25 protein-coding genes are annotated in these 26134 nt (G+C 65.3%); 11 read left to right on the top strand and 14 right to left on the bottom strand.

From position 1 onward, the window contains the following. Positions 1-505, bottom strand: a 505-nt coding sequence (locus ACXJLU_RS25600) for an IS701 family transposase (protein ID WP_457335856.1), incomplete at its 3' end; no start/stop codon positions are given. A 517-nt stretch (positions 506-1022) separates the two neighbouring features. Here ACXJLU_RS25600 and ACXJLU_RS25595 point away from each other — a divergent pair. The 4 genes from ACXJLU_RS25595 (at position 1023) to ACXJLU_RS25580 (ending at position 4484) form a co-directional block, all read left to right on the top strand. Next, positions 1023-1256, top strand: coding sequence for a hypothetical protein (locus tag ACXJLU_RS25595; RefSeq protein ID WP_457335854.1), 234 nt, complete (start codon positions 1023-1025; stop codon positions 1254-1256). Between the two features lie 152 nt (positions 1257-1408). Next, positions 1409-2548 carry a hypothetical protein gene (locus ACXJLU_RS25590; protein WP_457335852.1) on the top strand — a complete coding sequence of 380 codons (1140 nt, stop codon included), beginning with the start codon at positions 1409-1411 and terminating at the stop codon, positions 2546-2548. A gap of 17 nt (positions 2549-2565) precedes the next feature. Further along, the gene (locus ACXJLU_RS25585) at positions 2566-3294 is read left to right on the top strand and encodes a hypothetical protein (protein WP_457335850.1); all 729 of its coding nucleotides are present in this window, start codon (positions 2566-2568) and stop codon (positions 3292-3294) included. 707 nt (positions 3295-4001) lie between these two features. After that, a complete protein-coding gene (locus tag ACXJLU_RS25580) occupies positions 4002-4484 on the top strand; it encodes a GreA/GreB family elongation factor (RefSeq protein WP_457335858.1) in 483 nt (160 codons plus the stop codon). A 236-nt stretch (positions 4485-4720) separates the two neighbouring features. On the opposite strand, the gene ACXJLU_RS25575 is transcribed toward ACXJLU_RS25580, so the two are convergent. Together ACXJLU_RS25575 and ACXJLU_RS25570 are read right to left on the bottom strand one after the other, a co-directional pair. Beyond that, complete coding sequence (locus tag ACXJLU_RS25575; RefSeq protein WP_457335848.1) at positions 4721-5806, bottom strand: IS630 family transposase; 1086 nt, start codon at positions 5804-5806, stop codon at positions 4721-4723. 261 nt (positions 5807-6067) lie between these two features. Next, complete coding sequence (locus tag ACXJLU_RS25570) at positions 6068-7738, bottom strand: hypothetical protein (protein ID WP_457335846.1); 1671 nt, start codon at positions 7736-7738, stop codon at positions 6068-6070. A 290-nt stretch (positions 7739-8028) separates the two neighbouring features. Here ACXJLU_RS25570 and tnpA point away from each other — a divergent pair, with 290 nt between their 5' ends. Then, a complete protein-coding gene (tnpA, locus tag ACXJLU_RS25565) occupies positions 8029-8397 on the top strand; it encodes an IS66-like element accessory protein TnpA (RefSeq protein ID WP_457335844.1) in 369 nt (122 codons plus the stop codon). 262 nt (positions 8398-8659) lie between these two features. Here tnpA and ACXJLU_RS25560 read toward each other — a convergent pair whose 3' ends face one another. Next, the gene (locus ACXJLU_RS25560; protein ID WP_457335842.1) at positions 8660-9691 is read right to left on the bottom strand and encodes a LysR family transcriptional regulator; all 1032 of its coding nucleotides are present in this window, start codon (positions 9689-9691) and stop codon (positions 8660-8662) included. A 161-nt stretch (positions 9692-9852) separates the two neighbouring features. On the opposite strand from ACXJLU_RS25560, the gene ACXJLU_RS25555 reads away from it, so the two are divergent. Then, a complete protein-coding gene (locus ACXJLU_RS25555; protein ID WP_457335840.1) occupies positions 9853-10647 on the top strand; it encodes an SDR family NAD(P)-dependent oxidoreductase in 795 nt (264 codons plus the stop codon). A 96-nt stretch (positions 10648-10743) separates the two neighbouring features. Here ACXJLU_RS25555 and ACXJLU_RS25550 read toward each other — a convergent pair whose 3' ends face one another. After that, positions 10744-11037: a hypothetical protein gene (locus ACXJLU_RS25550; protein ID WP_457335838.1), complete on the bottom strand. Its 294-nt coding sequence runs from the start codon at positions 11035-11037 to the stop codon at positions 10744-10746. A gap of 86 nt (positions 11038-11123) precedes the next feature. On the opposite strand from ACXJLU_RS25550, the gene ACXJLU_RS25545 reads away from it, so the two are divergent. Genes ACXJLU_RS25545 through mddA form a run of 3 tightly spaced genes read left to right on the top strand, consistent with a single transcriptional unit; the run spans position 11124 to position 14754 of the window. Then, positions 11124-11783, top strand: coding sequence for a TetR/AcrR family transcriptional regulator (locus ACXJLU_RS25545; RefSeq protein WP_457335836.1), 660 nt, complete (start codon positions 11124-11126; stop codon positions 11781-11783). After that, positions 11780-13951 carry an alpha/beta hydrolase gene (locus ACXJLU_RS25540; RefSeq protein ID WP_457335834.1) on the top strand — a complete coding sequence of 724 codons (2172 nt, stop codon included), beginning with the start codon at positions 11780-11782 and terminating at the stop codon, positions 13949-13951. The genes ACXJLU_RS25545 and ACXJLU_RS25540 overlap by 4 nt, the downstream gene beginning before the upstream one ends. 44 nt (positions 13952-13995) lie before the next feature. Further along, positions 13996-14754 carry a methanethiol S-methyltransferase gene (gene mddA, locus ACXJLU_RS25535; protein ID WP_457335832.1) on the top strand — a complete coding sequence of 253 codons (759 nt, stop codon included), beginning with the start codon at positions 13996-13998 and terminating at the stop codon, positions 14752-14754. Here the strand turns inward: mddA and ACXJLU_RS25530 are convergent, their stop codons facing one another. The 8 genes from ACXJLU_RS25530 to ACXJLU_RS25495 form a co-directional block, all read right to left on the bottom strand. Then, positions 14755-15294 carry a response regulator gene (locus ACXJLU_RS25530; protein WP_457335830.1) on the bottom strand — a complete coding sequence of 180 codons (540 nt, stop codon included), beginning with the start codon at positions 15292-15294 and terminating at the stop codon, positions 14755-14757. Beyond that, positions 15294-16634 carry a response regulator c-di-GMP phosphodiesterase, NosR family gene (nosR, locus tag ACXJLU_RS25525; RefSeq protein WP_457335828.1) on the bottom strand — a complete coding sequence of 447 codons (1341 nt, stop codon included), beginning with the start codon at positions 16632-16634 and terminating at the stop codon, positions 15294-15296. Before nosR ends, ACXJLU_RS25530 begins: the two co-directional genes overlap by 1 nt. A gap of 10 nt (positions 16635-16644) precedes the next feature. Then, on the bottom strand, positions 16645-17589 hold the full coding sequence (locus tag ACXJLU_RS25520) for an ATP-binding protein (RefSeq protein ID WP_457335826.1): 945 nt from the start codon (positions 17587-17589) through the stop codon (positions 16645-16647). Positions 17590-17597: 8 nt separating this feature from the next. Continuing rightward, a complete protein-coding gene (locus ACXJLU_RS25515) occupies positions 17598-18446 on the bottom strand; it encodes an HDOD domain-containing protein (protein WP_457335824.1) in 849 nt (282 codons plus the stop codon). Then, a complete protein-coding gene (locus tag ACXJLU_RS25510) occupies positions 18443-18631 on the bottom strand; it encodes a hypothetical protein (protein ID WP_457335822.1) in 189 nt (62 codons plus the stop codon). Before ACXJLU_RS25510 ends, ACXJLU_RS25515 begins: the two co-directional genes overlap by 4 nt. Position 18632: 1 nt before the next feature. Continuing rightward, positions 18633-21590, bottom strand: a complete 2958-nt coding sequence (locus tag ACXJLU_RS25505; RefSeq protein WP_457335820.1) for an EAL domain-containing protein — start codon at positions 21588-21590, stop codon at positions 18633-18635. Positions 21591-21738: 148 nt separating this feature from the next. Continuing rightward, positions 21739-22101 (bottom strand): response regulator, encoded by a 363-nt coding sequence (locus ACXJLU_RS25500; RefSeq protein ID WP_073464932.1) that lies wholly within the window; start codon positions 22099-22101, stop codon positions 21739-21741. A 49-nt stretch (positions 22102-22150) separates the two neighbouring features. Next, the gene (locus tag ACXJLU_RS25495) at positions 22151-23644 is read right to left on the bottom strand and encodes an FAD-dependent monooxygenase (protein WP_457335818.1); all 1494 of its coding nucleotides are present in this window, start codon (positions 23642-23644) and stop codon (positions 22151-22153) included. A gap of 277 nt (positions 23645-23921) precedes the next feature. Between ACXJLU_RS25495 and ACXJLU_RS25490 the strand changes: the two genes are divergently transcribed. Then, the gene (locus ACXJLU_RS25490) at positions 23922-24341 is read left to right on the top strand and encodes a hypothetical protein (RefSeq protein ID WP_457335816.1); all 420 of its coding nucleotides are present in this window, start codon (positions 23922-23924) and stop codon (positions 24339-24341) included. 49 nt (positions 24342-24390) lie between these two features. Beyond that, positions 24391-24870 (top strand): DUF6152 family protein, encoded by a 480-nt coding sequence (locus tag ACXJLU_RS25485; RefSeq protein ID WP_457335814.1) that lies wholly within the window; start codon positions 24391-24393, stop codon positions 24868-24870. 13 nt (positions 24871-24883) lie between these two features. Here the strand turns inward: ACXJLU_RS25485 and ACXJLU_RS25480 are convergent. Further along, positions 24884-26134: glycosyl hydrolase family 18 protein (locus tag ACXJLU_RS25480; protein WP_457335812.1), on the bottom strand; the 1251-nt coding region annotated here is incomplete at its 5' end.

The following is a 26134-nucleotide window of genomic DNA, read 5'->3' as shown; positions in this document are numbered from 1 at the left end:
CCTCGGGCACACCGGCCCGCTGCCGTCGCACCGGGTCCGCGGCCCAGTCCTCGGGCACATAGAGCTGCCACGCCACCGGAACACTGCCTTGATCGCAGGCCAGCGACACGCTCACCGCCACTTGGCAGTTGTCCTGCTTGCCCAGCATCCCACAGTATTGACGGGTCACGCCCACCGAGTGCTTGCCCTTCTTCGGGAACCCGGTGTCATCGATGATCCACCAGCCGCCTYGGCTGAAGTCCATCTGCGGCACCACCCAYTGGCAGACCCGGCGCAGCATCTCTCGATCGGACCATTCAGCCTTGGCAACGAAGTGATGCAGCGCTTGATGCCGGGCGCTCGCATGCACGGGATCCACCCGCGCGGCCATCGGCTCCACGCTCTTGCGCGACAGCGGCAGCATCAGCCCCGTGCAATACCCCTTGAGCCCCGCATGGCGGTCCGAATGCCCCAGACCTTGCGCCAGGTGCTCCATGTACTCGTCAAACCGTTCGCTCGCACCCATCGTTCCTCGTCTGAAGAATGAAGAGTTGCGTATCGTGCCACGATTTTAGTGACACAGTAAGACTAGGCGTGAAGCTGCACGGTTGTTCGCCTCCTCCACGGTCATCGCCGGCATGGGTCCCGCTGGACCCACGGCTGCAAAGGCTTCGGCTTGACCACTGATGGGGATCGCGTGGGGCGTTCCTGAGTTGGAGTCCCGAGAGCCGCCGTTGGCGGAGAACCGGTTATGGCCGACAGTGTAAGTTCGCCGCCTCGCTCGAGAGCAGTCTGTCGGACGTCATACCGTCTCCGCTGGGCGACCGCTTGCAGGGCGACGGACGAAGGGGGCACAGTCGGCCACTTCCAGTCATACGATCGGCCAAGAAATCACCACGCCAACGACCGGTTTGAAAGTCCAGCCGCCATAGGCCGACTGCCACTCGAAGGTGCTCATCCTCCAAAGATGCTACGCAGGACCACCCGATCGACACCCGTTGAGCTAGAACGGGATTTCCAACCTCACCGCAAAGGAGATGGAAATGGCGACGACACAGACAGTCCTGCAAGGCAAGGATAAGGTGATCCAGGGCGCCCTGTACATGAGCTTCGAGCTCGGCGACAAGGCGTGGAAGTTGACGCTCAGCGATGGTCGACGCGGCCCAGGCCGGTACAACGTCGACGCTGGCGACACGGGCGCGGTGCCGCTCCGGGGGGCCGGACCCGAGCGGCCTTCCGCGCCGTTGCCATCCCACCTACCGCTCTACCCTTTGTGAGCGCACATTCGGGTCTGGATCGCCTGCATTTCGCGGATGGCGACTGAACTGTGCTGCAGCGACGCCTCGGTGCTCTGTCCCTCAGGCGACTGCTGGAAATCCGCTATCAAATCTTGCTAACCTTTGGACTTCGGCATTGACGGAGTGATCGCATGACAAGCGCGAACGATAAGGACGTTGCGTGGCTTGAAGCCGCGCAACTCGAAGAGTTTGCCAAGCTTGGACTTTCCGCTCCGAACCGTTCGGATGAAGATCCGTTCCGTACCAGTTCGAGGTATGACCATCCATTTCTGCAGACGGTTTTTGGGGAACTGGCAAACCAGTTGGAGAAGATCATTGGATGGCAGAAACTCCCCTACGAAAGGCCACTGTTGGGAGAATGGCCAGGGCACGGCACCAATGCATTTGTCCTGGCAATACCGGGGAGGCCAAGATACGCAATTCTCTTCCAGCCTGGCCTGCTTGAATATATTCGCATTGCCGTTGGCGCTTTTGTTGCGGCAGTGCCACTTGAGGCAGTAGATGATGGAGTGCTGGAACTCAGCAAAGTGAAATGGGACGACCCATCCACGGCTGACCATGTTTACGATAAGTATCCGGGAATGCTAGAAGCTGTCGCTGGCGCTTTATTGGGTGACTATGGAAAAGCTCGGGTCATCGTTCAGAATCTGACGAACCAACCAAGGGGTGTTTTTAAGCAAAGCTCCGCGTCGGAAAGTGACATATTTGGCTCATTGCTTTGCCAGATATATGCCTTTATTTTGGCTCACGAATACGGACATATTCTCGAGGACGCTGGAATTTTGGCTTTCCGAACCGAAGGCACCTTTGCGGATCAAGATGAGGCTCGGGCTGCTGTCCTAAATGCACTTGCGAGCATATCCTCGGAAATGAACGCAGACCTCCTGAGTGTAGGAGCGGTCATGAGGCTTGGCAAAATGGGTGGTATAGATATCGCCACGAGTTATGCGGCCGTCCATATCTACTTCACATTGATGCACCTTCTAGAGGCCGCCGCCGATGTAATGGTTACGGGAGCGTACGTTCCGCGAAGCCCTTTGTCGACCCACCCCCCGCAAATAGAGCGAAGGAAGTATTGCCTAAGTCGGACCCTACTTGAGATTCAAGATTGCCATGAAAGAGAGAAGATCGAGGGGGTGGTTAACGGTATTCAGGAATTGTCCAACATGCTTTGGGTTGGAATATCCTACGTCCTAAAGCAGTGGCACATCCAAGGCGCTCAGGATGAATTGCTGCCCCAGTATAGGAACAGACTATCGCAGCCTACATAATAACAGGAGAAATCTACATGACTATTGAAAAAATGTACACGTCATCGGTCCGTCGAGAACTGGGTCGGCATGCTGTTTGGGAGCCGGGTAACCCACTGGCCCTCGGTGATTTTGGCGAGTTTTCGAACGGCGTATTTTCGAAGCGCGGGAGCATCAACGAGTTTGCCACCACATTTCAGCTGGAAGAAGGCACTCGTGGGTTCTACGAATTTACCAGCGAGGGAACTACCGCGGTCCAAATTGATGCGGACGGAAGTGCACGCGCGGGAGGAGGGTCGGTGCCGCAGGCCGGGAACGCGATCGCGGCGCTCGAGTTTAGTTTTGGAAGCTCTGGCGGTCTTGTGATCAGGGCCGCAAAAAGCCATGTGCAATCCATGTCGAATATTTTTGAAGTCGCTTTGAATTTACGAAAATCACCCGGTTGGAATTTTAATTGGGTGGTAGTTAGTAGTATCCGATTCGCAGCGCCGGCAACAATATTAATGGGACTGTCGAAAGGAACGAAGCTTCGAGTCGAAGGGTCTGCAGCGGTAGTCCACGAGTTCGCTGCAGGCAAGGCCGTCGCCAACGCCGGCATGTCTATCAGTGGGGCAGACGGCTATAAATGGATAGGATTCAGTGGTCCGATTTTGATGGACCTTATCCGGCTGAGGCGCTTTTGGCGTGGAGAACTTCGTGCTGCATCACCAATCGATGGCGCCGACGAAGCCCCGTTTCAATATGTTGCTACTGAGGACGAAAGTTGATTTTTTCAGGCCACGCAGCGCAGGCTAGCCGCACCAAGGAACCTTTTAGCGACCGTTGACTCGGCGCAAAGCTCAGCGGTATGGCACTGGAAAGTGGTCAGGCCAGGGCTTGTCGTATGGGAGATCAACATCGTTATCGCACGCATTTTCAGCACCGCCCTATGACCGCGATCACCACGGCCGCACTGCAGAGTCGCATTGAACCGCTTTGGATCAGTTTGTCGGGGGTCTTCATACCCTTCGTCAAGCGTCGATCGTCAACTACAGTGGAATTTGAGAGGTAGCAGTCGACGTGACGAGCGCAGTGCGACCTCTTAATATAGCCCCGGCGACAGCGCCAGTTCGGCTGTCGGCCGGGCAGCCGGTTTTCGCTGTGTTGAGCCCAGACTTGGCCAGTCGGCCTCAGGAATTGAGTGGCGGCAATGTGATGCGAGGGCGTCCGACCGTTTGTGGCCGGGACTACCCCTTCGCAGACCCTGCCGACTGCTGACGTTAGAAATTTCGCAATCAAACCGAATGTCCGTTGTCTGGCCCGACTACGAACAGGTAGTCCCGACCACGAGCAGCCGTTGGTCGGCGCCTGGCTGGCGGCAGCTTCGTGCCCATAGCTGACGTTGACCTGCAGCCAACAGAAGCGTCGACAGCTGGCGGAGCCCTTCATAATCAAGATCTGACCCCGCTTGTTCGAGATGCCTCGCGGTTTCATCATGGATAAATTCTTGCTCCAGCAGCAGGTGCTGGAACGGCTCGCGGAAGACCTGCTGCAAGCCGAACAGGCAGCGCGGGCGGCCCATGAAACGGCGACTCACGAAGAAAGCGTCGCCGAAAACAAATACGACACATTGGGTCTCGAAGCTGCCTACCTGGCCAGCGGCCAAGCTCGTCGCGCCGACGCCACCCGCCAGGCGATGGCCAATTGGCGCCAATTCCGCCCGCGCCCCTACGACGCCAGCAAAGGTATACAGCTCGGCGCGCTGGTCTGCCTAGTCGATTCCGCCGACAAGCAGCAACAGCTCTTTCTCGGCCCTGATGGGGGCAGCATGAAGTTGGTCAGCGGCGCTCAACTCGTTCAGGTCATCAGCAGCGAAGCCCCGTTGGGCAGGGCCATGCTGGGCAAATGCGAGGGTGATGAGGTGTGGATACAGGTCGCTCCAATCCGACAGCAGTTTGAGGTGCTGCGGGTTCATTAAGCCGCCAGCAAGTTCGCCGGCCGCACACGCTGAATTTGTCGAATTCGGGTTCAGCACGTTGGACACCCGCTTCGGGCAACTGGCTGTCACCCGATACGATAGCGGCTATGACAGCAACGGGTCGAGCATGTGTTCGGCACGCTGAAGGCGGTCTACTGTCTACAAGATTTGCGGGCGGGGAAAGGAATGACGTTGAGTCGAAGCTTCCTAGTGTGGTGCGCTTGAATTGAATGAACCTATTTAGCGACACGATCGAGAGCTGCCTTGGCGCGGGTGACCTTGGCGAGGATGTCGGTGGCGCTGGCGGTCCAGATGAAGGGCTTGGGGTCGGCGCTGTGGTGGGCGATGTACAGGTCGATGGCCAACTCCAGCTCGGCGACGCTGGTGAAGCTGTCGCGCTTGATGCGGTTCTCGGAGATGTCGCGGAAGAAGCCCTCGACCATGTTCAGCCAGGAGGCGGTGGTGGGCGTGAAGTGCATGACGAAGCGCGGGTGCCTGGCCAGCCACGCCTGCACCTGCGGGTGGGTGTGGGTGGCGTAGTTGTCCACGATCAGATGCAGCGTCAGGTGCTTGGGCGTGCGCCGCTGGATCAGGCGCAGGAAGTTCAACCACTCTTCGTGCCGGTGGCGTTGCTGGCACATCGAGATCACGGTGCCGTCCAGCGTGTTCAACGCGGCGAACAGCGTGGTCGTGCCGTGGCGCTTGTAGTCGTGGGTGACGGTACCCGCGCGTCCGGCCTTCATCGGCAGGCCCGGCTGCGTGCGGTTCAGCGCCTGGATCTGGCTCTTCTCGTCGCAGCTGAGCACCAGTGCGCGCTCTGGCGGGTTCAAGTACAGCCCCACCACGTCCACCAGCTTGTCCTTGAAGCGGGGGTCGCGCGAGAGCTTGAACGTCGTCTGCAGGTGCGGCTTGAGGCCGTTGCGATGCCAGACCCGGCGGATCGTCGTCGGGCCCACTCCGAGCTGCGCGGCCAACGTGCGCGTGCTCCAGTGCGTGGCGGCAATGGGCTTGTCGTGCAGCGTCGACTCGACGATGCGCGACTCCATCGCGGGCGTCGTCACGCTGGGCTTGCGCCCCGAACGCGGCGCGTCCTGCATCAGCGCGGCCACGCCCCCTTCGAGGAAGCGTTGTCGCCACAAGGCGATCTGCCGGCGGTCCAGRCCCACCTGCGYCGCGATCTCCTTGTTCTGCAGGCCCTGCGCCGCCAACAAGATGATCTTCGCCCGCTGCTGYACCCGCGCCTGCACGCTTCCTCGYCGGCTCAGCGCCTGCAGCTCCCGCTGCACTTCCCCATCCAACTTGATCTCSGCCGCGACTCGCATGCTTCCAACCTCCCGTCGAGGATGGAGTTTGCTTCAGAAATTAAGTTCCCCTAATTCGAGCGCACTACACTAGTCCGAGGACGAGGACGGCGACACCTAGTAAGGCCAGTGTTCCAGCGCCGCTCGGAGAGAAGCGTTTCGGACCCCGTTCCCTGGACGCACGTCGAAAGGCATGAGTCGACAAGGAATGCGAGGCAACTCGCGGGATGACAGTTGGCATGAAAACCCCCTCGTCGTGGACCGGGCAAGCGGCCCGGTGTATCACTTGCTGGCGGCAGAAGCTGGTGGGGCAACTGCCTTTGGAGCCGCAATCACAGGCGATGACGGAATGGGAGCCTTATTGACAGCTGGACCAGCAGCAATATCAAGGTCTCCTGGGCATTCGCCTACAGAGTTGACAGCATTTTTCTTTTTCAGTTTCGCAATCAGATCGTCCTTGAGCGAACCGTCTCCTGCGGGAAGACCAACGCAGACATTGAGCTTCTGGACGCGCGTGATGAAATTCTGATCTCTCTCGTCCTTGATCACAACGCCCGTGGCATTGAGTCCAAGCAGGACCAGCTTCTTTCCAAAATCAAGCGATTGATTGCCCGGCTTGTTGGCGACCCCACCTCCCTTCACGACCGGCTTGTCGCCAAGCTTCGCGGCAACACGAGTCACCTTGATCTCGAAGTTCGGTCCCAAACGCTGCGTCTCGCTCTTGCGATGGAAGAAAATGATATACGACCTTTCCTCGGCGTTCGCCGGCGCGGCAAAACTGTAGATCGTCCCGCTCGGATTGGATACCAACAGGTTTTGCGCGGTGGGCGTCGTGCCAGCAAAGCTCAATTCGATCGCGCTCGCGTCGGTGTCGATTGTCAAGGTGTAGGGATCTTGCCCAACGGTCAAGTTGATAGGCCCGCTGGGAGTTGCTGTGAAGAATCCCTGCGTCGGCAAGTTGCTGAAACACGCTTCGAGCGCTTCCGTCGTTTCGTAGCCTGCCACGGGCAATAAGCTTTGAAGGACGGCCATGACTTCCGCCAGACGCTTGGTGTCACTAAGGATCGTGTCGGCGATAGCTGCGTGCCCCGCCACTGTGATTCCGTCAGGCAATTTTCCATCAACAGACGTCGTCGCGGTCGATGGCGTCTCGAACTGCCGAGCCTTCTTGAAGCCAATGATGTTGTCACCGAGCTTGGCCACGTCGTCGGGCTTCGCGGCTCGTGCACGCAGTTGATCATTGAGCTCCGTCACGACTCGATCGACGGCCAGGTACATGTCGAACGGAACATCCGTTGATTGCAAGTATTTGACGACATCGAGGCGCAGCGTATGTGCCTGTGCGACAAACACCTGCGCTGATGTGAGTTGCTCGCGGAGGGCGACATCAGTGCTATCCGCCCTCAGCGCGGCCTTCCCGTAGGAGATATCGATCGACAGGTTGCTCAGAGCCCGGTCGAGTTCATCTTGCCATTGCGGCAGCGCTTGTCGCGTGTAGGTTGTAGCGCTGTTCAGCCGCTTGCCGGTTCTTTCTACACACAGCAGTCGCTTGAGCCCGGCCTTGTAGATGTCGAGTTGAACCTGTGGGGTCGAGACCTGGTTCAATGAGTAGCCGAGACCGCCCAGCGTGAGTAGGCCGAGGATGGAGTCAGCGGAGCCGCGCGCCAGAGTCGTCACTGCCGCTCCGCCGGTGCCAACACCGACAGCGCCCAGCGTGACGTCATTGAACGAATCCAGCGTTGCCTGACCTGCCAAGATATTGGTCCTGGCGCGCACTAGGTAGTCATAAGACTCGCCCCAAGCAATGCCCTGCTTGAGCACGGCGACATCCGGCCGAACCGGCGCAGTCACAAGCGTCGTGCAAGCGCTCATAACGAGACAGGCAGCAACGACTCCAAAACGAGGAGATTTGAAAGTAGAGATCGAGCGGGTCTCACTGCCTGTGCGCGGCATGGCATCCCTTTGTCGTGGTTCTTATGATCTGAGCGCCTGGGCGATCAAGAAAAGGGTCGCCTCCTAGCCCTACTTGGAAGATCAAGTTACCAGGGTGTGCACCACTCCGCATCATCAAGGCTGGGGAAATGCCTTCGGCATCGCAACGACCAAGCCGCGCGGCGCCACTCCCGCCGAGCGCCGCTGGTTCCTCGACGTATGCGTCCGGCCAAGTCATCTTGATCTGAGCTCGCAGCCATAGGAGGCTCTACTCCACTTAACTTCTCCGTGGACACGTGGACGCTACTGTAGTGAAGGCGGCAGGCCGCCGCCGAAGGCGCAAGCACAGCGCCGAGTTCAAGGCGCAGCTCGTGGCGGCCTGCGAGCAACCTGGCATGTCGAGCGCAGCCGTGGCGATGGCCAACGGCATCAATGCGAACCTGCTGCGCAGATGGGTGAACGAGGCAGAGCAGCGCGGAGCGCCGCTGCTCGCCCCGTTACCGACCTCGACGACGTCTGCACCGCCGGCCCCTGAGTTCGTCCCCCCGCAACTGCCCGCCCCGAAGCCGCAGCCCGACATCCGCATCGAACTTCAACGCAGCGGGGTCAACGTCTCGGTTGCCTGGCCTGTGAGCGCCGCAGCGGAGTGTGCGACCTGGCTACGCGAGGTGCTCAGGTGATCCGAGTGGATGCGCTGTGGCTGTCGGTCGAGCCGATGGACATGCGAGCCGGAACCGACACGGCCCTCGGTCGGGTCGTCGCCGTGCTCGGCTGCGCCCGCCCACATCACGCCTACGTGTTCGCCAGCGAGGCCCGCCGGGTGAGCGGCGGGCGGAGGGCACGGCTGTCTGCCGGTCTCGGCCGTCCAACGCTGAGCAGCAGTGAGCCAAGCTTGCGAGCGCCTGCATGCAGCAACGTCTCGGACCTCCAGCACTCAACGAATCACGTGCCCCGTTTCTGACCGGCTGGCGAGAGCCCGGCGTTTCGGAGGCTATCAAGGTAGCCGGGCTGCACGGCTGCCTTGCCGGCGAAGGCACTGTCGATCGCGTCCATGAAGATCCGCGTTCGCTTGGCAATCAGTCGGCGCTCCGGGTAGACCAGATGGACTTCCCCGGCGGGCAGCGGGTGCTGAGGCAGCAGCGCCTTGACGCGGCCGGCGCGCAGATCCTCTTCGAAGATCCAGGCCGGTGCGAGGCCGATGCCCAGGCCCTGGCGCACCGCGTTCACGACCGCCTCATTGTTGTTGAGCCGGTAGCGGCCACGAACATTGATCTCGCCGCCCAGGAAGGGCCAGAGACTTCCAGTGGGCAATCGGGTGTTCAACAGGCATTCGTGTTGCATCAAGTCTTGGGGCGTGGCCGGCTCACCATGGCGTTCGAGGTATTCCGTGCTGGCGAATACAGCTCGCTCCGACACGCCAACCTGTCGTGCAACCAGCCCGCTGCTCTTCAAGGTGCCGACGCGCACAGCCAGGTCGAAGCGCTCCGCGACGAGATCGACGTATTCGTCGGACAGATGGAGCTCGACTTCCAGATGCGGGTATTTGGCGAGCAACGGCGCGATCAACGGTTGCACATGCAGCAAACCGACGACCATCGAACAGCTGACCCGCAACAGCCCCCGGGGCTCGTCTTCGTCGCGAGCCACTGATTCCGCCTCGTCGATCGTGTCCAGCGCACGCCTGGCCTCGATGTAGTAGCGCTCCGCCTCGATCGTCAGAGACAGCTTGCGCGTTGTCCGCTGCAACAGGCGCAGACCGAGGTGCGATTCGAGTGAACCGATGTGGCGACTGACGTTGGGCTGCCCGATGCCCAGTTCACGGGCCGTTGCGGAGAAGCTGCCTGTCTCCACCGATCGCACGAAGCATTGCATCCACAGAAGCTTGCCTGTTTGTCGAACCAGAGAGCCCTTCTGATCTCGTCGCAGGGGCGCGCCAGTGTGCCGTGCTGGTGTTGTTGGCTTGTCGTCGTGCATGTGTCATCCCGCTTTCGCACCGGTGATTGAAAGAGTGCGAGGAGGCCAGTCCATGCGATCAAAGCATAGGCGATATGCGCTCGCCCTGCCTTCCAGCGGGTGTCGTGCAACGGGACACTGCATTCCTTGCTGCCAGACAGTGCTCTCCGAGAGAAGAACTCATGAGGATCGAACTCACCGGCCGAAAGGCCCTCGTCACCGGATCTACCGCGGGCATCGGCCGGGCTATTGCCGAGGGCCTTGCCCGGGCCGGCGCTTCAGTGGTCATCAATGGGCGTACCAAGGAACGCGTGGACACAGCCATCGCAGAGTTGCGTGCGCTGCTGCCGAACGCCGATTTCATCGGTGTCGCCGCAGACGTCTCCACAGCCGAAGGATCTGCTTCCCTGGCAGCTCAGGCCAAGGATGTCGACATCCTCGTGAACAATGCGGGCACGGCATATCCAAAGGGCTTCTTCGAACAGAACGATGCCGACTGGCTCGACCTGTACCAACTCAATGTCATGAGCGGCGTTCGCGCATCACGGCACTTCATGCCGGGCATGATCCAGCGAGGGTGGGGTCGCGTGGTGTTCATCAGCAGCGAGTCGGCCATTGCGGTTCCCAAGGAGATGATCGACTATGGCGTCACGAAGACGGCGCAGCTCGCCGTGTCCAGAGGGTTGGCCGAGCTCGCCAAGGGCACGGGCGTTACCGTCAACGCCGTCCTGCCCGGCCCCACTCGCTCCGAAATCATGAACAACTGGATGAAGGCGTCCGCGAAGGAGCGAGGCGGCACCCAGGAAGAAGCCGAGCAGAACTTCCTGGACACGACCCGGCCCTCCACGCTGACCAATCGTTTTGCGACGACCGAAGAAGTGGCAAATCTGGTCGTCTACGTGTGCTCGGAGCAGTCTTCTGGAACAACGGGTTCTTCACTGAGAGTCGACGGGGGCGTTGTCCGCTCCATCATCTGACCGTCGTGCACGGGGCAAGCGGATGGCTCGATCGCTCATTCCGATCGCGGCAGCCAGTACGCGAGCGGCGAGCATGCCGGCACGCCTTCCCGTTGATCAACGGCACATCGGCCCCTGGCAAGTCGCCAACGGCTTGTTCAAATCGTGAACCGTGCTGTGGCCCGGATTGCCGGTAGGCACCGGCGTCCCGACCGGAACGACGAACGTCGCCGAGTTCCCACCGTACAGGCCCGCAGGGAACATCATCGGCTTGAGCACCACGTAGGCGCGGCGCTTGTCGATCCGGGGCGCGAGGTCGGGAGGCGGTGCGTCCGCGCGCGCACCGGCGATCGGCGGAATGTCGCCTTTCAGTCCGCGGACGTGAAGCAAACCGAGCTTGACATCTCCCATTCCTCGCCTAGATTTGAACGATCGTTTAAACCACTTGGTGGACCATGCCCGCGACGACGGCAGTTCGCAAGCCCAGGCCGGCAAGCTTGAGCCTGCACGACGGCAATGCGACCCAGACCCGCGAGCGCATCCTGGATGCGACCTTCCGGCGCTTGGTGGCCGATGGCTATGCGGCGCTGAGCGTGCGCGAGATCGCCAAGGACGCCGGCGTCAACCATGCGCTGATCAACTACCACTTCCGCAGCAAGGACCAGTTGGTGATCGACGTGCTCGACGCGGTGAACCAGCGGCTGCTGGCACGCCAGGCGTCGATGTACGAAGGCGATGAAGGGTTCGCGCAGAAGTGGGCCAGCGCGCGGCGCTTCTACCAGGACGACCTGGCGTCGGGCTTCGTGCGCCTGCAGGCCGAGCTGTGGGCAGCCAGCCTCTCCAACCCCGGCCTGCGCGAGAAGTTCCTGCCGCGCCTGCTGGCCTGGAAGAAGCTGGTGCTGGGTGCCGTGCGCGAGGCCCTGGCCGCGTACGAAGCCACCGGCGCGAAGTTGCCCCCGCCCTTCACCGCCGAGGTCATCGCCTGCTGGATCTCGGAGTTCTGGCTGGGCATGGAGTTCGCCGACCTGCTCGGCGTGAAGGAAGAATCGCTCGCCCACGGCGCGGCGCTCGATGCCGTCCAGTGGCTGCTGCAGTCGCTGGATGCGAAGCTCGCCGAGCCGATCGCACCCGCGCGGCGCCCGCGGAGCCGCGCATGAACACGCCGCGCCGCCCGCTGCCCGAGCGATTCGACTGCATCGCCGGCCCCTTGCCCGAGCCCGGGTCGGTGCCCGCTGCCGACGCCTCGCCCTACGACACGGTGCAGCCGGCGCAGCAGGGCTTCGTCGACCGCGCGGGCGTGAAGATCTGGTATGCGGTGTGGGGCGACGCCGGCCCGTGGATCGCCTTTGCGCCGTCGTTCCAGGTCGTGCACAGCCAGATGCTGAAGGGCACGGTGCCCTACCTGTCGCAGCACTTCCGCGTCATCACCACCGACGGCCGCGGCAACGGCCGCTCCGATCGGCCGACCGGGCAGGCGGCCTACAGCTTCGACCACTTCCATGCCGATTTCGTGGCCGTGCTCGATGCCGTCGGCGCCGAGCGCACCGCGCTGGTCGGCATCTCGGCCGCGGCCATGACGGTGCTGCGGCTGGCGGCCGAACAACCGCAGCGCGTGACGCATGTGATCACCGCCGGCGGCTTCGCCGATTCGCTGCCCAGCGACGAGAAACTCGCGCAGCGCCTGAAGATGGAAGGCGAGTTGCTCAGCGGCGACTGGCCCGGCTACCTCGACTGGTTCATGAGCACGATCTTCAGTGAACCGCATTCGACGAAGGCCTATGAAGACGGTGTGCACTACGGCTGGGCCACCAGCGCCGAATGGCTGGGCGCCTGCCGCAATGCGTGGGTGGGCAACGACGTGCGCGAACTGGCGCGCCGCATCACCTGCCCGACGCTGGTGATCCATGGCGACGGTGACCTGCGCGTTCCGCATGCCAAGGGCCGCGACATCCACGCGCTGGTGCCGGACTCGAAGATGCTCACGGTCGCCGGCGGCGGGCATGTCACCGCGGTGCGCGACGCGGTGCTCTTCAACCGGACGCTGCGCGAGTTCGTCGCCGGGCCGGCGCGCCAGCGCACCTGGGTGCGCGCGATGGCGCGCCCGCGCCGCGCGCTGTTCATCTCCAGCGCCATCGGCCTGGGCCACGTGCAGCGCGACCTGGCCATCGCGCGCGAGTTGCGCAAGCTGCAGCCGGATCTCGCGATCGACTGGTTCACGGTCGACCCGGCCGCTCGCTACCTGCAGTGCGAAGGCGAGCGCCTTCACCCGATCACGCAACGGCTGGCCAACGAGAGCCGCCATTTCGAGCAGGTGGCCGGCGAACACGATCTGTCGGCCTTCTTCGCGCTGCGCACGATGGACGAGATCATGAGCCGCAACTTCATGACCTTCGTCGACCTGATGGAGGCCGAGCACTACGACATCGTCATCGGCGACGAGGCCTGGGATGTCGACTACCACTACCACGAGAACCCGGAGCTCAAGCGCCAGCCCTATGTCTTCCTGACCGACTTCGTCGGCTGCCTGCCGATGGAGCCTGGCAATGACCGTGAGGCCGCGCTGTGCGCCGACCGCAATGCCGACGACATCGAGCATGTGGCGCGCTACCCGTACCTGCGCGACGCGGCGATCTTCGTCGGCAACCGCGACGACGTGAGCGAGCAGCGCTTCGGCCCCGGCCTGCCGGTCATCCGCGAGTGGACCGATCGCAACTTCTGCTACTGCGGCTACTGCCTGCCGTTCGATGCGCGCACGCTGGCCGACACCGAGCGCCTGCGCGCACAGCACGGCTACCGCAGCGATGAAAAGATCGCCATCGCCGCGGTCGGTGGCACGGCCACCGGCGAGCATCTGCTGCAGCGCATCGCGGCGGCCTTCCCGCGCATGAAGCGCGAGCTGCCCGAGTTGCGCCTGATCCTGGTCACCGGGCCGCGCCTGTCGACCGATGCGTTCAAGCCGCAACCAGGGCTCGAGTTGAGGCCCTATGTGCACAAGCTGTACGAGCACCTGGCCTGCTGCGACCTCGCGCTGGTGCAGGGCGGGCTGTCGACGACGATGGAGCTGGTGGCCACGCGGCGGCCGTTCCTGAGCTTTCCGCTGCAACGGCACTTCGAGCAATGCGTGCACGTGCGCCAACGCCTGGCCAACTACGCCGCCGACCGCTCGATGGACTACGCGGCCACGCTCGACCCCGATCAACTGGCCGCGCGCGCGCTGGCCGCGATGCACGAACCCGTGCGCTACCGGCCGGTGGAGACCGACGGTGCCGCACGGGCCGCACTGCGCATTGCGCAGGTTCTGGACAACCGCGAGTGGGCACGGTGACCCGCCCACCAACTTCTGCAATGTTCTGCAATGGGAGACTCGACATGGCAATCCTCGCAGCCCTCTACGGCCTGGTGGTCTACCTCTTCTTCCTCGCCACCTTCACCTACGCCATCGGCTTTGTCGGCAACCTGCCGCTGCTGCCCAAGACCATCGACAGCGGCACCGCGGCGCCGCTCGTCGAAACGCTGGTCGTCGACCTGGCGCTGCTCGGGCTGTTCGCCGTGCAGCACAGCGTGATGGCGCGGCGCGGCTTCAAGCGCTGGTGGACGAAGATCATTCCCGAATCGATGGAGCGCAGCAGCTTCGTGCTCGCGGCGACCGCCGTGCTGGCCTTGCTGCTGTGGCAATGGCGGCCGATCGCCGAGCCGGTGGTGTGGTCGGTAGCCGATCCGGTCGTGCGCATGCTGCTGCTGGGCGTGTTCTGGCTGGGCTGGGCCGTGCTGCTGATCAGCACCTTCCTGCTCAACCACTTCGAACTCTTCGGGCTGCGGCAGGTGTGGGCGAACCTGCGCGGCCAGGCGCTCCCGACGCCGGTGTTCCACACGCCGCTGTTCTACCGCCATGTGCGGCACCCGATCTACCTCGGCTTCATTCTCGGGTTCTGGGCGACACCGCAGATGACGGCGGGCCATTTCCTGTTCGCCGCCGGCAGCACGGGCTACATCCTGATCGGCATCTGGTTCGAGGAGCGCGACCTGGTCGCGCAATTCGGCCAGCGCTACCAGCTGTACCGCAAGCAGGTGGGCATGCTGGTGCCGAAGTTCGGCGCGCGCGATCGCAAGGGGCCTTCGCAGTCCTGATCAGTCCAGCGGCGGCATCAGCACCTCGCCGTGCGGGCCCCAGTCGACGTGGGTCAGGCCCGGCTCGATCGCTTCGAGGCGCCGCCGCTCCGCCTCGGCGGCGGACAGGCTGCCCTGGCGCAGGCGCGTCGCATCCGCCAGCAGGTGCTCTTCGCGCAGCTCGCCGGCGCGGCGCAACGCGGCATCGATGCAGTTCAGCAATTCCTGGTCGTCCCACGGCTTCAGCAGGTAGCGAAACACCTGGGCGTCGTTGACGGCCCGCACCAGGGTCGAGACGTCGGCCGAGGCGCTGACGATCAAGGGCACGGCGCGCGGCTGCACCGCCCGCACGGCGCCGAGGAACGCGATGCCGTCCTGGTGCGGCATCCTGAAGTCCGACACGACCACGTCGAACGCGTGTTCCTTGACACGCTCCAGCGCCAGGCGCGTATCGCTGAACAGCTCGATGCGTGCGCGGTCGCGCAGCGGCAGCCGCAGCACGCGGTGCAACGCGGTCAGCACATGCACCTCGTCGTCGACCAGCAGGATGGATGCTTTCATCAGGTTTTCCTCATGGGGCGCACGCGCAGTTCGATGCGCATGCCTTCGCGTTGTTCGTACTGCCGGATGCGGCGGATGGTGTCGGCGGTCAGCACGTGGTCGGTCGCGAGCAGCAGCGCGCCCTCGCGCGAGATCATGTCGGCTGCGAGCACCATGCCCGGCTGCAGGTGCTCGGTGGTCATCGAGATCGGCGCCGGCGGCGTCGGGGCACTGGGCTGGTTGATGTGCAGGAAGACGTCGAGCACCTCGGGGTCGAACTGCGAGCCGCGGCCGTGCATCAGCAGCGTGCGCACCTGCGCCGTCTTCAGCCCGGCCGCACCCATGTGCCCGTTGAGCAGGTCGTCGTAGGCGTCGACGATCGCGAGGATGCGCGCACCCAGCGGAATGTCGGCGCCGGCGCGCCCGTCGGGGAAGCCCTTGCCGTCGAAGTGCTCGTGGTGGGCCCGGATCAGCGCCGCGACCGGTTGCATGTCGTCCAGTGCCATCAGCGATTGCTCGCCGAGGATCGGGTGCTTGCGGTACAGCGCCAGTTCTTCGACGCTGAGCTTGGGAACCGGCTTGGCCAGGATCTCGTCGGACAGCCCGATCAGGCCGATGTCGTGCAGCAAGGCCGCGACGAACACCGCCTGCGTGTCTTCGCTGTTGCAGCCCATCGCCCTGGACAGCGCGCGCGCCATCTCGGCCATGCGCCGGCCGTGGCCGACCAGCTGCGTGCCGCGCAGCTCGATCAGGTTGGCGAACACCTTGATCGAGGTCATGTAGTTGCGCTTGAGCTTGTCGTTGGCCTGCGTCACCTCGACCGTGCGCTCCTCGACCCGCCGCTCGAGTTCCGCATTGAAGCGCCGCAGCTCCTCGTTCTGCGCGTGCGTCAGCGCCTCCAGCCGCTCCTTCTCCCGTTCGAGTTCGAGCCGTTCCAGCGCTTGCGCCACCGTGACCTGCAGCTCGCCGTCGTCCCAGGGCTTGTTGACGTAGCGGTAGATCTGGCCTTCGTTGATGGCGGCGACGGTCGAGTCGACATCGGCGTAGCCGGTCAGCAGGATGCGCATGGTGCGCGGCCAGCGGCGCCGGATCTGCCCGAGCAGCCGGGCGCCGTCCATGCCGGGCATGCGCATGTCCGAGATCACCAGGTCGACCGGTGTGGCCTCCAGCATGGCCAGCGCCTCGTCGCCGCCGGGCGCGGTCAGCACGCGGTAGCGGGGATTGCGCAGCGCCCGGCGCAGCGACGACAGGATGTTCGGCTCGTCGTCGACGCACAGGATCGTCCACGGCGCGACGGGCAGCCCGGACACCGGCGGCGTCGACGTGGCGGACTCGGGTCCGGACAAGACGGCTTCCTGCATGGGGCTCGCCTCAGGCCGCCGCGGTGTCGATGCGTTTCACCGGAACGCTGACCCGAAACGCCGTGCCGCGGCCCGGCTCGCTGTTCACCTCGATCCGACCGCCGTGCTTCTTGACGATGCCGTACGACAGCGACAGGCCGAGGCCGGTGCCCTTGCCGACCGGCTTGGTCGTGAAGAACGGATCGAAGATGCGTTTCAGGTTCTCGGACGCGATGCCGCAACCGTTGTCCGCGATCTCGACCCAGGCCATGTCGCCCGCGGTGCCGGTGCTGATCGTGATCGTCCCGCGCTCGGCGCTGATCGCATGGGCCGCGTTGACGAGCAGGTTCATGAACACCTGGTTCAGCTCCGACGGCAGGCATTCGACATCGGGCAGCTCGCCGTAGCGCTTGACGACGTCGGCCTTGTACTTGATCTCGTTGTTGACGATGTTCAACGTCGAGTCGATCCCGGTGTGCAGGCTGACCCACTCCCATTCCTGCCGCGCATCCACGCGCGAGAAGTCCTTCAGGTCCTGCACGATCTTGCGCACGCGCTGGATCCCGTCCTTCGACTCGGTCATCAGCGCCGGGATGTCGTCCTTCAGGTAGTCGAGCTCGATCTCCTCGCGCAGCCGCAGCAGCTGCGCCGCGGCCGGGGTGCCGGCGAGCGCGGGCTCTGCGGCTTCGTAGGCGGCGAGCATGCCGAACAGCTGCGCCAGGTACTTCTCCAGCGTGCCGAAGTTCGAGAAGATGAAGCCGATCGGGTTGTTGATCTCGTGCGCGACGCCCGCCGCCAGCTGGCCGATGGAGGCGAGCTTCTCCGATTGCACCAGCTTGTCCTGGGCCTCCGAGAGCTTGCGGTTGAGTTCGGTCAGTTCTTCGTTCGCGCGCAGCAGGGCTTCGATCTGCACGGGGGTGAGCTGGGCGGCCGCGGTGTCGCCGGCCGGCGCGCCAGAGGGGGTGGACAGGTCCATGGGGTCTCCTAGACGGTCAGCGAGTCGCGCACGCTCTGCGCCTGCCGCTCGGTTCGTTCAAAGATCTTCTGCACCTGCTGCGGCGACAGCGCCACGCGCTCCCAGGCAGCGAGCGACAGCGGCGGCACCATGTCCTCGTCGAGTCCCGACAGGTCCAGTGCGTGGGTCATGTTGTCGGCCACGTGGGCCAGGTCGGCCAGGGTCGCCGACTTGTGGGCGGGCAGCTCGTGGTGGCAGCGGATCGCCTCGGCGATGGCGGGCGCGAAGTTCCAGTGCTCGGCGATCAGGCCGCCCACCGCCGCATGGTCGGTGTTGAGCATCAGCCGCTCGGCCTCGATCGCGTGGACGTCGTGCTCGGCGGCCCACGCGAGCGTCTGGCCCAGCTCGAGCGGAAAGTAGGTGGCCAGGGCCAGGCGGCCGATGTCGTGCAGCAGGCCGGCAGAGAACGCCGCCTCGCCGTCCATGTGGGTGGCCGCTGCCAGCTCCTGCGCGCAGAACGCGGTGGCCAGCGCGTGGCGCCAGAAGCCGTCGAAGTCGAAGCCGGCGCAGGCCGTGCGATCGAAGCTCGAGATCACCACCGCCGTCGTCGCCACCGTGGCCACGGTGCGCAGCCCGAGGATGTTGATCGCCCCCCGGATCGACGACACGCGGCCGGCGACGCCATAGAACGACGAGTTGGCCAGGCGCAGCGTCTTGGCCGTCAACGCCTGGTCGTGGGAGATGGTCGCGGCGAGTTCGTCGACGGCGACGTCTTCGCGCTTCAGCGCGGAACGCAGTTCGRTGACGGCCTGCGGAAGCGCGGGCAAGGTGCGCACCTTGGCATGCATCGCGTCGGGGTGGAGGGTGGGCTGCGTCACGGTTGTTCCCCGAGGCGGTACTGTTGAATCAGGTGGTAGAGCGGGTGCAGGCGGCCGTCCTGCAGCGAGGCGCGAAACAGGTAGTTCAGGCGCTCGCGCACCTCGGCGGCGCCGGTGGCACGCGCTGTGGGCGAAGCGGCCGGTGGTTCGGCGGCGGGGCCGGCGGAGCGGGTGGGCTCGGACATGTCAGGAAACCTCCGTCTCGAATTCGGGTGTGATGACGAGCAGCTTGCCGCTGGAGGTCGCGTCGTCCATCGCGCGGCACACCGCGCGATGCCAGCGGCCGCGCAGCTCGACGCGCCGATGCACGCCGGCGTCCAGCGACAGCACCTGGCACAGCCCGGCCGGCAGCACCTCGTCGGCGTCGCAGCCGATGAGCGCGCCGGCATCGGACAGCAGCATCTGCGCGTCGCGGTTGACGAAGGCGATCATCCCGTCGGCATCGACGCCGACGATCGGGGTCGGCACGTTCTCGAGCACGCTGCGTGCGTTGGCGGCGCGGCATTCTTCGAGGCTCGTCTGCTCCCGCTGGCGCGTCAGCAAGCCCTCGAGGCGCTCGTTGACGAGCGCCAGTTCGTGATTGGCGCTGTGCACCTCGCGGGCGAGCCGCCGGTTCTCGTCGGCCATGTCCTTCTGGCGGAAGGCCTCGGCCACGTGGACCCGCAGGCGTTCGTCGTCCCACGGCTTGGTCAGGAACTTGTAGATGGCGCCTTCGTTGACGGCATCGGTGATCGATTGCAGTTCGGTGTAGCCGGACAGCACCATGCGCACCGTGTCGGGATAGAGCTCCTTCGCGCGGCGCAGGAACTCGACACCGGTCATGCCCGGCATGCGTTGATCCGACACGATCACGTCGACGTTCACCTCGGCCAGGCGCTGCAGGCCTTCCGCGCCGCTGTGGGCGGTGACGATGTTGTAGCCGTCGCGCCGGAACAGGCGGCGCAGCGAGGACACGATGTTCTCTTCATCGTCCACCAGCAGCAGGGTGCGCTTGCGCTGGCCGCGCGTCAGGAAGCGGTCGGGCAGGCGGCGGTTCTCGCGCAGCATCTGCTCCAGTTCGTCGGCGGGAACCGGCTTGCTGAAGTAGTAGCCCTGGATCATGTCGCAGCCGTTGGCGATCAGCAGGTTCAGCTGGCCCTCGGTCTCGACGCCTTCGGCCAGCACCTTCATCTGCAGGCTGTGCGCCATGGTCAGCACCGCGCGCGTGATCGAGACGTCTTCGGGCGCAGCGGTCACGTCGTGCACGAACGAACGGTCGATCTTCACGACATCGATCGGCAGTGTGCGCAGCACGCCCAGGTTGGAGTAGCCGGTCCCGAAGTCGTCGAGCGAGATCTCGACGCCGATGGCCTTCAGCTCGCGCAGCGTGCGCGCCGCATGCTCGACGTCCACGGTCAGCATGCTCTCGGTCACTTCGACGCCCAGGTGCGCCGGGTTGGCGCCCGTCTCCAGCAGGATCGCGTGCAGGCGGCGCGCGATGTCGGGCTGCTGCAGCTGCAGCGGCGACAGGTTCACGTGCACGCGCACGCTCGGCAGGCCCGCGCGGGCCCACGAGGCGGCCTGCGTGCAGGCGCTGCGCATCACCCATTCGCCGATCGGGATGATGAGCCCGGTCTGCTCCGCCACCGGGATGAACTCGGCCGGCGGAACGTCGCCGAGCTCGCTGCAATGCCAGCGCACCAGGGCTTCGACGCCGATCAGCCGGCCATCGGTGAGGTCGACCTGGGGCTGGTAGTGCAGCGTCAGCTCCTGGCGGCCGATCGCGCGGCGCAACGCCGACTCCAGCGTCATGCGGCGCACCGCATGCACGTTCGCCTGCGGCGTGAAGAAGGCGATGCGGCTGGCGCCGTTGTCGGTGTGCAGGCGCGCGGTCTGGGCGCATTCCAGCAGGCGTTGTGCACCATCGGCATCGGCCGGGTAGGTCGCGATGCCGATCGAGCAGCTGAGGTAGACCTCGGTCTGCCCGACGTTCTCGGGCAGGCGCAGGCCTTCGAGGATGGTGCGAGCCCGTTGCGAGACCGCGTCTTCGCCGTCGCCCAGCGCCGGGTCGAGCAGCACGGCGAACTCGCCGCCGCCCAGGTGGGCCAGGGTCTCTTCCGATCGGCACAGCCCGGACAGCCGCGCCGCGATGGCCATCGCGAGGGTGTCGCCGGCGCCGAACCCCATCGTCTCTTCCACCTGATCGACCTGGGCGATGCTGAGCGACAGCAGTGCGAAGCGGCCTTCGTCCCATTGCGCGGCATGGGTCGCGGCATCCAGGCGGTCCAGCAGCAGCACGCGGTTCGGCAGACCGGTCAGCTCGTCGTAGTTGGCAAGCTCCTGGATGCGCCCTTCGGCCTCGCGCTGGGCCGTGATGTCCTGCAGGATGACGACACCGCGCAGCGACACGCCGTCGGCACCGACATCGACCACGCCGCGGTGCAGCACCACCAGGCGGCTGCCGTCGGCGCGCAGGATGCGGTGCTGGAATTCGAACGGGTCGCCACGCGCGGCGCCGCGCCAGATCGACAGCAGGAAGCGGCGTTCGTCGCGCGGGATCCAGCGCAGTGCCGCCAGGATCGACAAGGTCCCCGGTTCGTGGGTCTCGCCCAGCAGCGCGTAGGCGCCCGACGACAGGGTGGCGCGCCGGGCCGTGAGGTCGATCTCGACCGAGCCGCTGCGGCATAGCAGTTCGGTCTGCGCCAGCATGCGGGCACGCCACTCGGCCAGTTCCCGCGCCCGCTGGATCTCGCTCACGTCGCTCAGCGTGACCAGGTCGGCCGGCGCTCCCTCGAAGACGATCGCCCGGCCGAACACCCGGCCGACGAAGATGCTTCCATCGGCCCGCACGCACCGGATGTCGTAGGCCACGCCGGCGACGCCGGCCATGCGTTGGCGGATGTGTTCGGCCACCCGCGAGATGTCCTGCGGGTGCACGACGGCCGTGGCGGTCATGCCGGCCAGCAGCTGTGCCTCGGAGTAGCCGAGCAGCTCGACCACCTTCGGGTTGACGTACTTGAAGCAGCCTTGCTGGATGACGAAGACTCCCACCTGCGCCTGTTCGAGCAGGTCGCGGTACGTGCGGTGGGACAGGGGCGTGCCGCTGCTCAAAGCTGGCGCTTCCGGCAGGGCGCCTTGCTGAGTACTGTCGGCAACTGATGACATGGTGAGGTCTCCATCTGGGCGATTCACGTGCATCTCTCGTGGATGCTGGGGGGGTTATCGACGTGAATGCACCCGGCTTGAAGCGGTCTCTGCCGGCGTCGCGACTTGCGTGCACAAGTCGACGAAGCCGCCTGCGCGGCCGCGAGCGCTAGCCCAGGACCTTCTTGATCACTTCGATCAGCTTGGCGGGATCGAAGGGCTTGACCAACCAGCCGGAGGCCCCGGCGGCGCGGCCGGCCTGCTTCATGCTGTCGCTGGACTCGGTGGTCAGGATCAGGATCGGCGTCGTCTTGAACTTCGGGTTGTCCCGAAGTTTTCGTGTCAGGCCGATGCCGTCCAGGCGGGGCATGTTCTGATCGGTCAGCACCAGGTCGAAATCGTTGCTCGACGTCTTCTCGTAGGCGTCCTGGCCGTCGACCGCGTCCACGACGGTGTAACCCGCGCTCTTCAGCGTGAACGACACCATCTGACGCATGGAAGCCGAATCGTCGACGATGAGGATGGTGGGCATGGGGCGTTTCCAGTCTGTGTTGAGGGACGCCGGGCCACTGTACTGACTTTCACTGCAAACCGAACCATCTCGTCGCGGCAGGCTCGACATCGCCAGGGGCCGCTGCCGTGTCGGATGCCCATGCGACGAAGCCGTCCGGACGCACCAGCAGGGCCGAGAGCCCGAGCTCGTTCGTCGCGCCGGCCGCATAGCTGATTCGATCGCCCCAACCGGCGATGGCTTGCCGCAAGGGTTGCGAGCCGTCGAAATCGACCAGCACGCCGGCGCCGGCCCGGAGGTGGAACGCGAGCCTGCTGCCATCGAGGAACTCGACATCCGGGGCGCTGCGGCCGACCAGCGGGTGACCGCCGCCCAGGTCGTAGTGCAACGACACGCCCCACAGCTGTTCGGCGAACCAGGTGGCCCCGCCCGGCGTATCGGCAAGCCCGCGGACGATGCCCTCCAGCGCCCGCCCGTGCGCGTCGGGCCGCATGACGGCGGCCTGCGCCCGTGTCCAGTCCAGCAGCCACTCGCCGACCGGGTGCCGCTCGGCGTGGTAGGTGTCGAGCAGGCCAGCGGGCGCGCTGCCCCGCACGGTGGCGGCCAGCTTCCAGCCGAGGTTCATCGCGTCGCCCAGGCCGGCGTTCAGGCCCTGGCCTCCGAGCGCGGAATGGATGTGCGCGGCGTCTCCGGCGAGAAGCACGCGGCCCTTGCGGTAGGTCGTCACCAGCCGCGCGCGGTCGGTGAAGCTGGTGGCGAGGTGGACCGACGACAGCGTCACGTCCGTGCCCGACACCCGCCGAAGCACCGCCTGCAGGTGGTCGGACGTGATCGCTTCCGAACGGTCGAAGGCGCCGCCGTCGAAATCGGCGATCGCGATGCGACCGGGCTCGTTCATGTAGAAGCCCGCGGGTGTCGCGTTGCGGCCCGGTCGCAGCTTCTCGGGATCGGCGATGTCCACCAGCGCCGAGTACGCGGTGAACTCCGGCTCGGTGCCGGGGAACTCGAAGTCGGCCAGCTTGCGCACCGCGCTGCGGCCGCCGTCGCAGCCGACCAGCCACTTCGCGCGGAACGAGCGCCCGTTGGCGTGGACGCTCACCTCGTCGCCGTGGTCGTCGATGCCGGTGACCGCATGCCCGCGTCGGATGTCGACCCCGAGCGCGGCGGCCCGGGCCGCCAGCACCGACTCCACCGACCCCATGTCGGCCGCGAAGGGGTTCGATGCCGGGTTCGGCAGGCAGTATTTCCAGCCGGACCGGTCGATCCTGGCGGCGTCGATCGCGATGCTGGCGAAGTGGCCGGCCCGCGGTTGGCGCGGAGCGCCGGTGGCCATGCTGAGCTCGTCCAGCAGCCCGCGGCGATGGAGCGCCTCGGCGGTGGCGATCGACAAGCCGCGGGTGCCGAGCGGTGGCGCCTTCAGCGGCGCTTCGGGGCTTTCAGCGCGTTCGAGGACCTGCACGTCGAGCTTCGCGAGCGCGAGTTCGCAGGCGAGGAAGAGGCCGACCGGGCCGGCGCCGGCAATGACGACGTCATGCAGGCAAGAAGATGAAGAAGAGGAAGTCATGAGGTGATCGATCGGAAGGGGTCGCCAGGAAGCCCCACGGCGGTCGCAGCGGCAACGCGCAGAAGCTCAGGGCAACGAAGTCAGGAGGGCGATCGCGACCCGGAACTGGCTCGGCAGTTCAACGCGGACGACGATTCGACGGTGCGAAAGAGGAGGGGATTCGCTGACTTATAGGCCGCACCGTGGGGTGGGATGTGCCGGGCGTGCCCGATGCGGAACGCAGGGGGCGTGGGGCGATTCTATCGACGCCTCGTCGCAGCGCTTAAAGTTCGGCGCCATGGTGCTCGCCTCGCTGACCACAAGCCCCTGGGCCTACCCCGCGCTCGAAGCGACGCACATCATCGGCATCGCGCTGCTGCTCGGCAACCTGGTCGCGCTGGAAGTGCGCGTGTTCGGTCACGCGGCTGCGTTGCCCGTGCCGGCGCTGGCGAGGCTGTCGCTCACGCTGGCGCTGATCGGTTTCTCGCTCGCGGCCACCAGCGGCCTGCTGATGTTCGCGACGCAGCCCGGCGAGCTGCTCGCCAACCGCGCCTTCGTGACCAAGATGGGCCTGCTGGCGCTCGCCGGGGTCAACGCCGCCTGGTTCCACCGCCGCGGATCGCTGCGCAAACTCGACACGGCGGCGCGGCTACAGATGCTGGTGTCCACTGGCCTCTGGATCGCGGTGGTGGTCTGCGGTCGCTGGATCGCCTATTGAGGGATCGAACGCCACCGTCAGCGCCACCATCAGCCACAGGAGTCACGCCATGCTGTTGAGCCGCCGCCAGTTCGCCGTTCTCGCCGCCATCACGCCGTGGGCCGTGCGCCCCGCATCGGCCCACCACGGGTGGAGCGGCTTCGACCAGGAACGCCCGCTGTACCTCGAAGGGACCGTGGTCAGCAGCAAGTGGCAGAACCCGCACGCCGAGCTGATGATCGAGTTGCCGGCCGGCCTCAAGCTGCCCGCGGGCCTGGCGAAGCGCCCGCTGCCGGCGCAGACCGCCGCCGTCGATGGCCCCGGCCTGCTGGCCAAGGCCACGCTGCCGCGGCGCAGCGACCGGCGCTGGGAGCTGGAGCTGGCACCGCTGACGCGGCTCGACGCCTGGAAGTTGGCCGAGATCCGCGCCGGTGCGCAGGTCTCGGCCATCGGCTACGCCAGCAGCGGCGAGCAGGGCGACGCGGTGATGCGCGTCGAGTACCTCTTCGTCGGCGACAAGGCCTACGGGCTGCGATCCAGCCCGGCCTGACCCTGTCCCCGCGTCACTGCTTCGGCAGGCTCGGGATCGCCTGGTTGCAGTCCCCTTGCAGCGGCAGGTTGCGGCACACGTACTGCCCGGCCGAGTTCTCGGTGGCCGCGCCGGCCGGTGCCGGCATGTGCACGCGCTGCTTCCAGATCTGCCAGAGCATGAAGCCGTCGTTCGAGCGGCCCTTGTGCTTCACGTAGTTCACCAGCGTCTCGACGTTGTAGTAGGCCGTCGCCATGTTGTTGCTGCCGTTCAGCATCTCGGCGTCGTACTGCACGCCGTTGGCCGGGATCTTCAGCACCGCGCCGCCTGCGCCTTCCGGCGCGATCTCCATGCCCATGTGGATCGGGCCGTTGTAGATCGCGCGGTACGACTCGTAGCCCTCGCGCGGGTCGTAGTAGTCGCCGCCGTCGTACGACATCAGATTGATGTGGCTGAGCTTGCTGCCACGCGTCTTGACGGCGGTGTACATCACGCCGCCGAACGGCGAGCCCCACTGCACCTTGCCTTCTTCGAACGGCGAGCCCTTCACGTAGTACGCGCCCGTCGACCAGCCGGCCACCGAGATGCCGAGCTTCGCGCCGCGCGACTGGATCTCGGCGTAGGTCGCGTCGATGATGCCGACGATCTGCGCATCGGTGTTGCAGCTGAAGTTGGCGGCGTCGAGCTTGTTGCACGAGGCGCCGTTGACTTCCCAGTCGAGGTCGACGCCCGAGGCGCCCAGGTCGAGCGCGAGGTCGACCACGCCCTTCGCGTTGTAGTTGGCCCACTCGCTGCCCTGGCTGTAGGCCCAGCCGCCGAACGACAGCCAGACCTGCGTGCCGCGCGCCTTCAATGCCGCGATGTTGTTGCGCAGGTCCTGCGCCTGCTGGGCGCTGAAGAAGCGCTGGCCGTTGTTGCCGGACGCCCCTTCGGCGAACTCGAAGCCGGCGATCGACTGGTCGAACGCATAGCTGCCCTTCACGTACGGCGTGTTCGGCTTCGCGAACGCCAGGTTCACGTGGGTGAAGTAGTTCGGGATGTTGGCCGGTGCCAGGTCGTAGATGCTGGTGTTCCAGGTGCCGGAGTAGCCGATGTAGGCGCGTGCGGCCGGGGCGGGCGCAGGGGAAGGTGCCGGCGCAGGAGCGGGGGCCGGTGCAGGCGCCGGGGCGGGCGAGGGCGCAGGGGCCGGCGCGGGAGCTGGTGCCGGCGCGCCGCAGTCATTCACCTTGGTCCACGGCTGGCCGCTGCCGACCGGGCCGTTGTTGGACGACGGGTTCTGGCCCTG

Source organism: Rhizobacter sp. P5_C2 (assembly GCF_054049715.1).
Note: the sequence above shows the minus strand (reverse complement) of the source record. Positions and strands in the feature narration are given on the sequence as shown.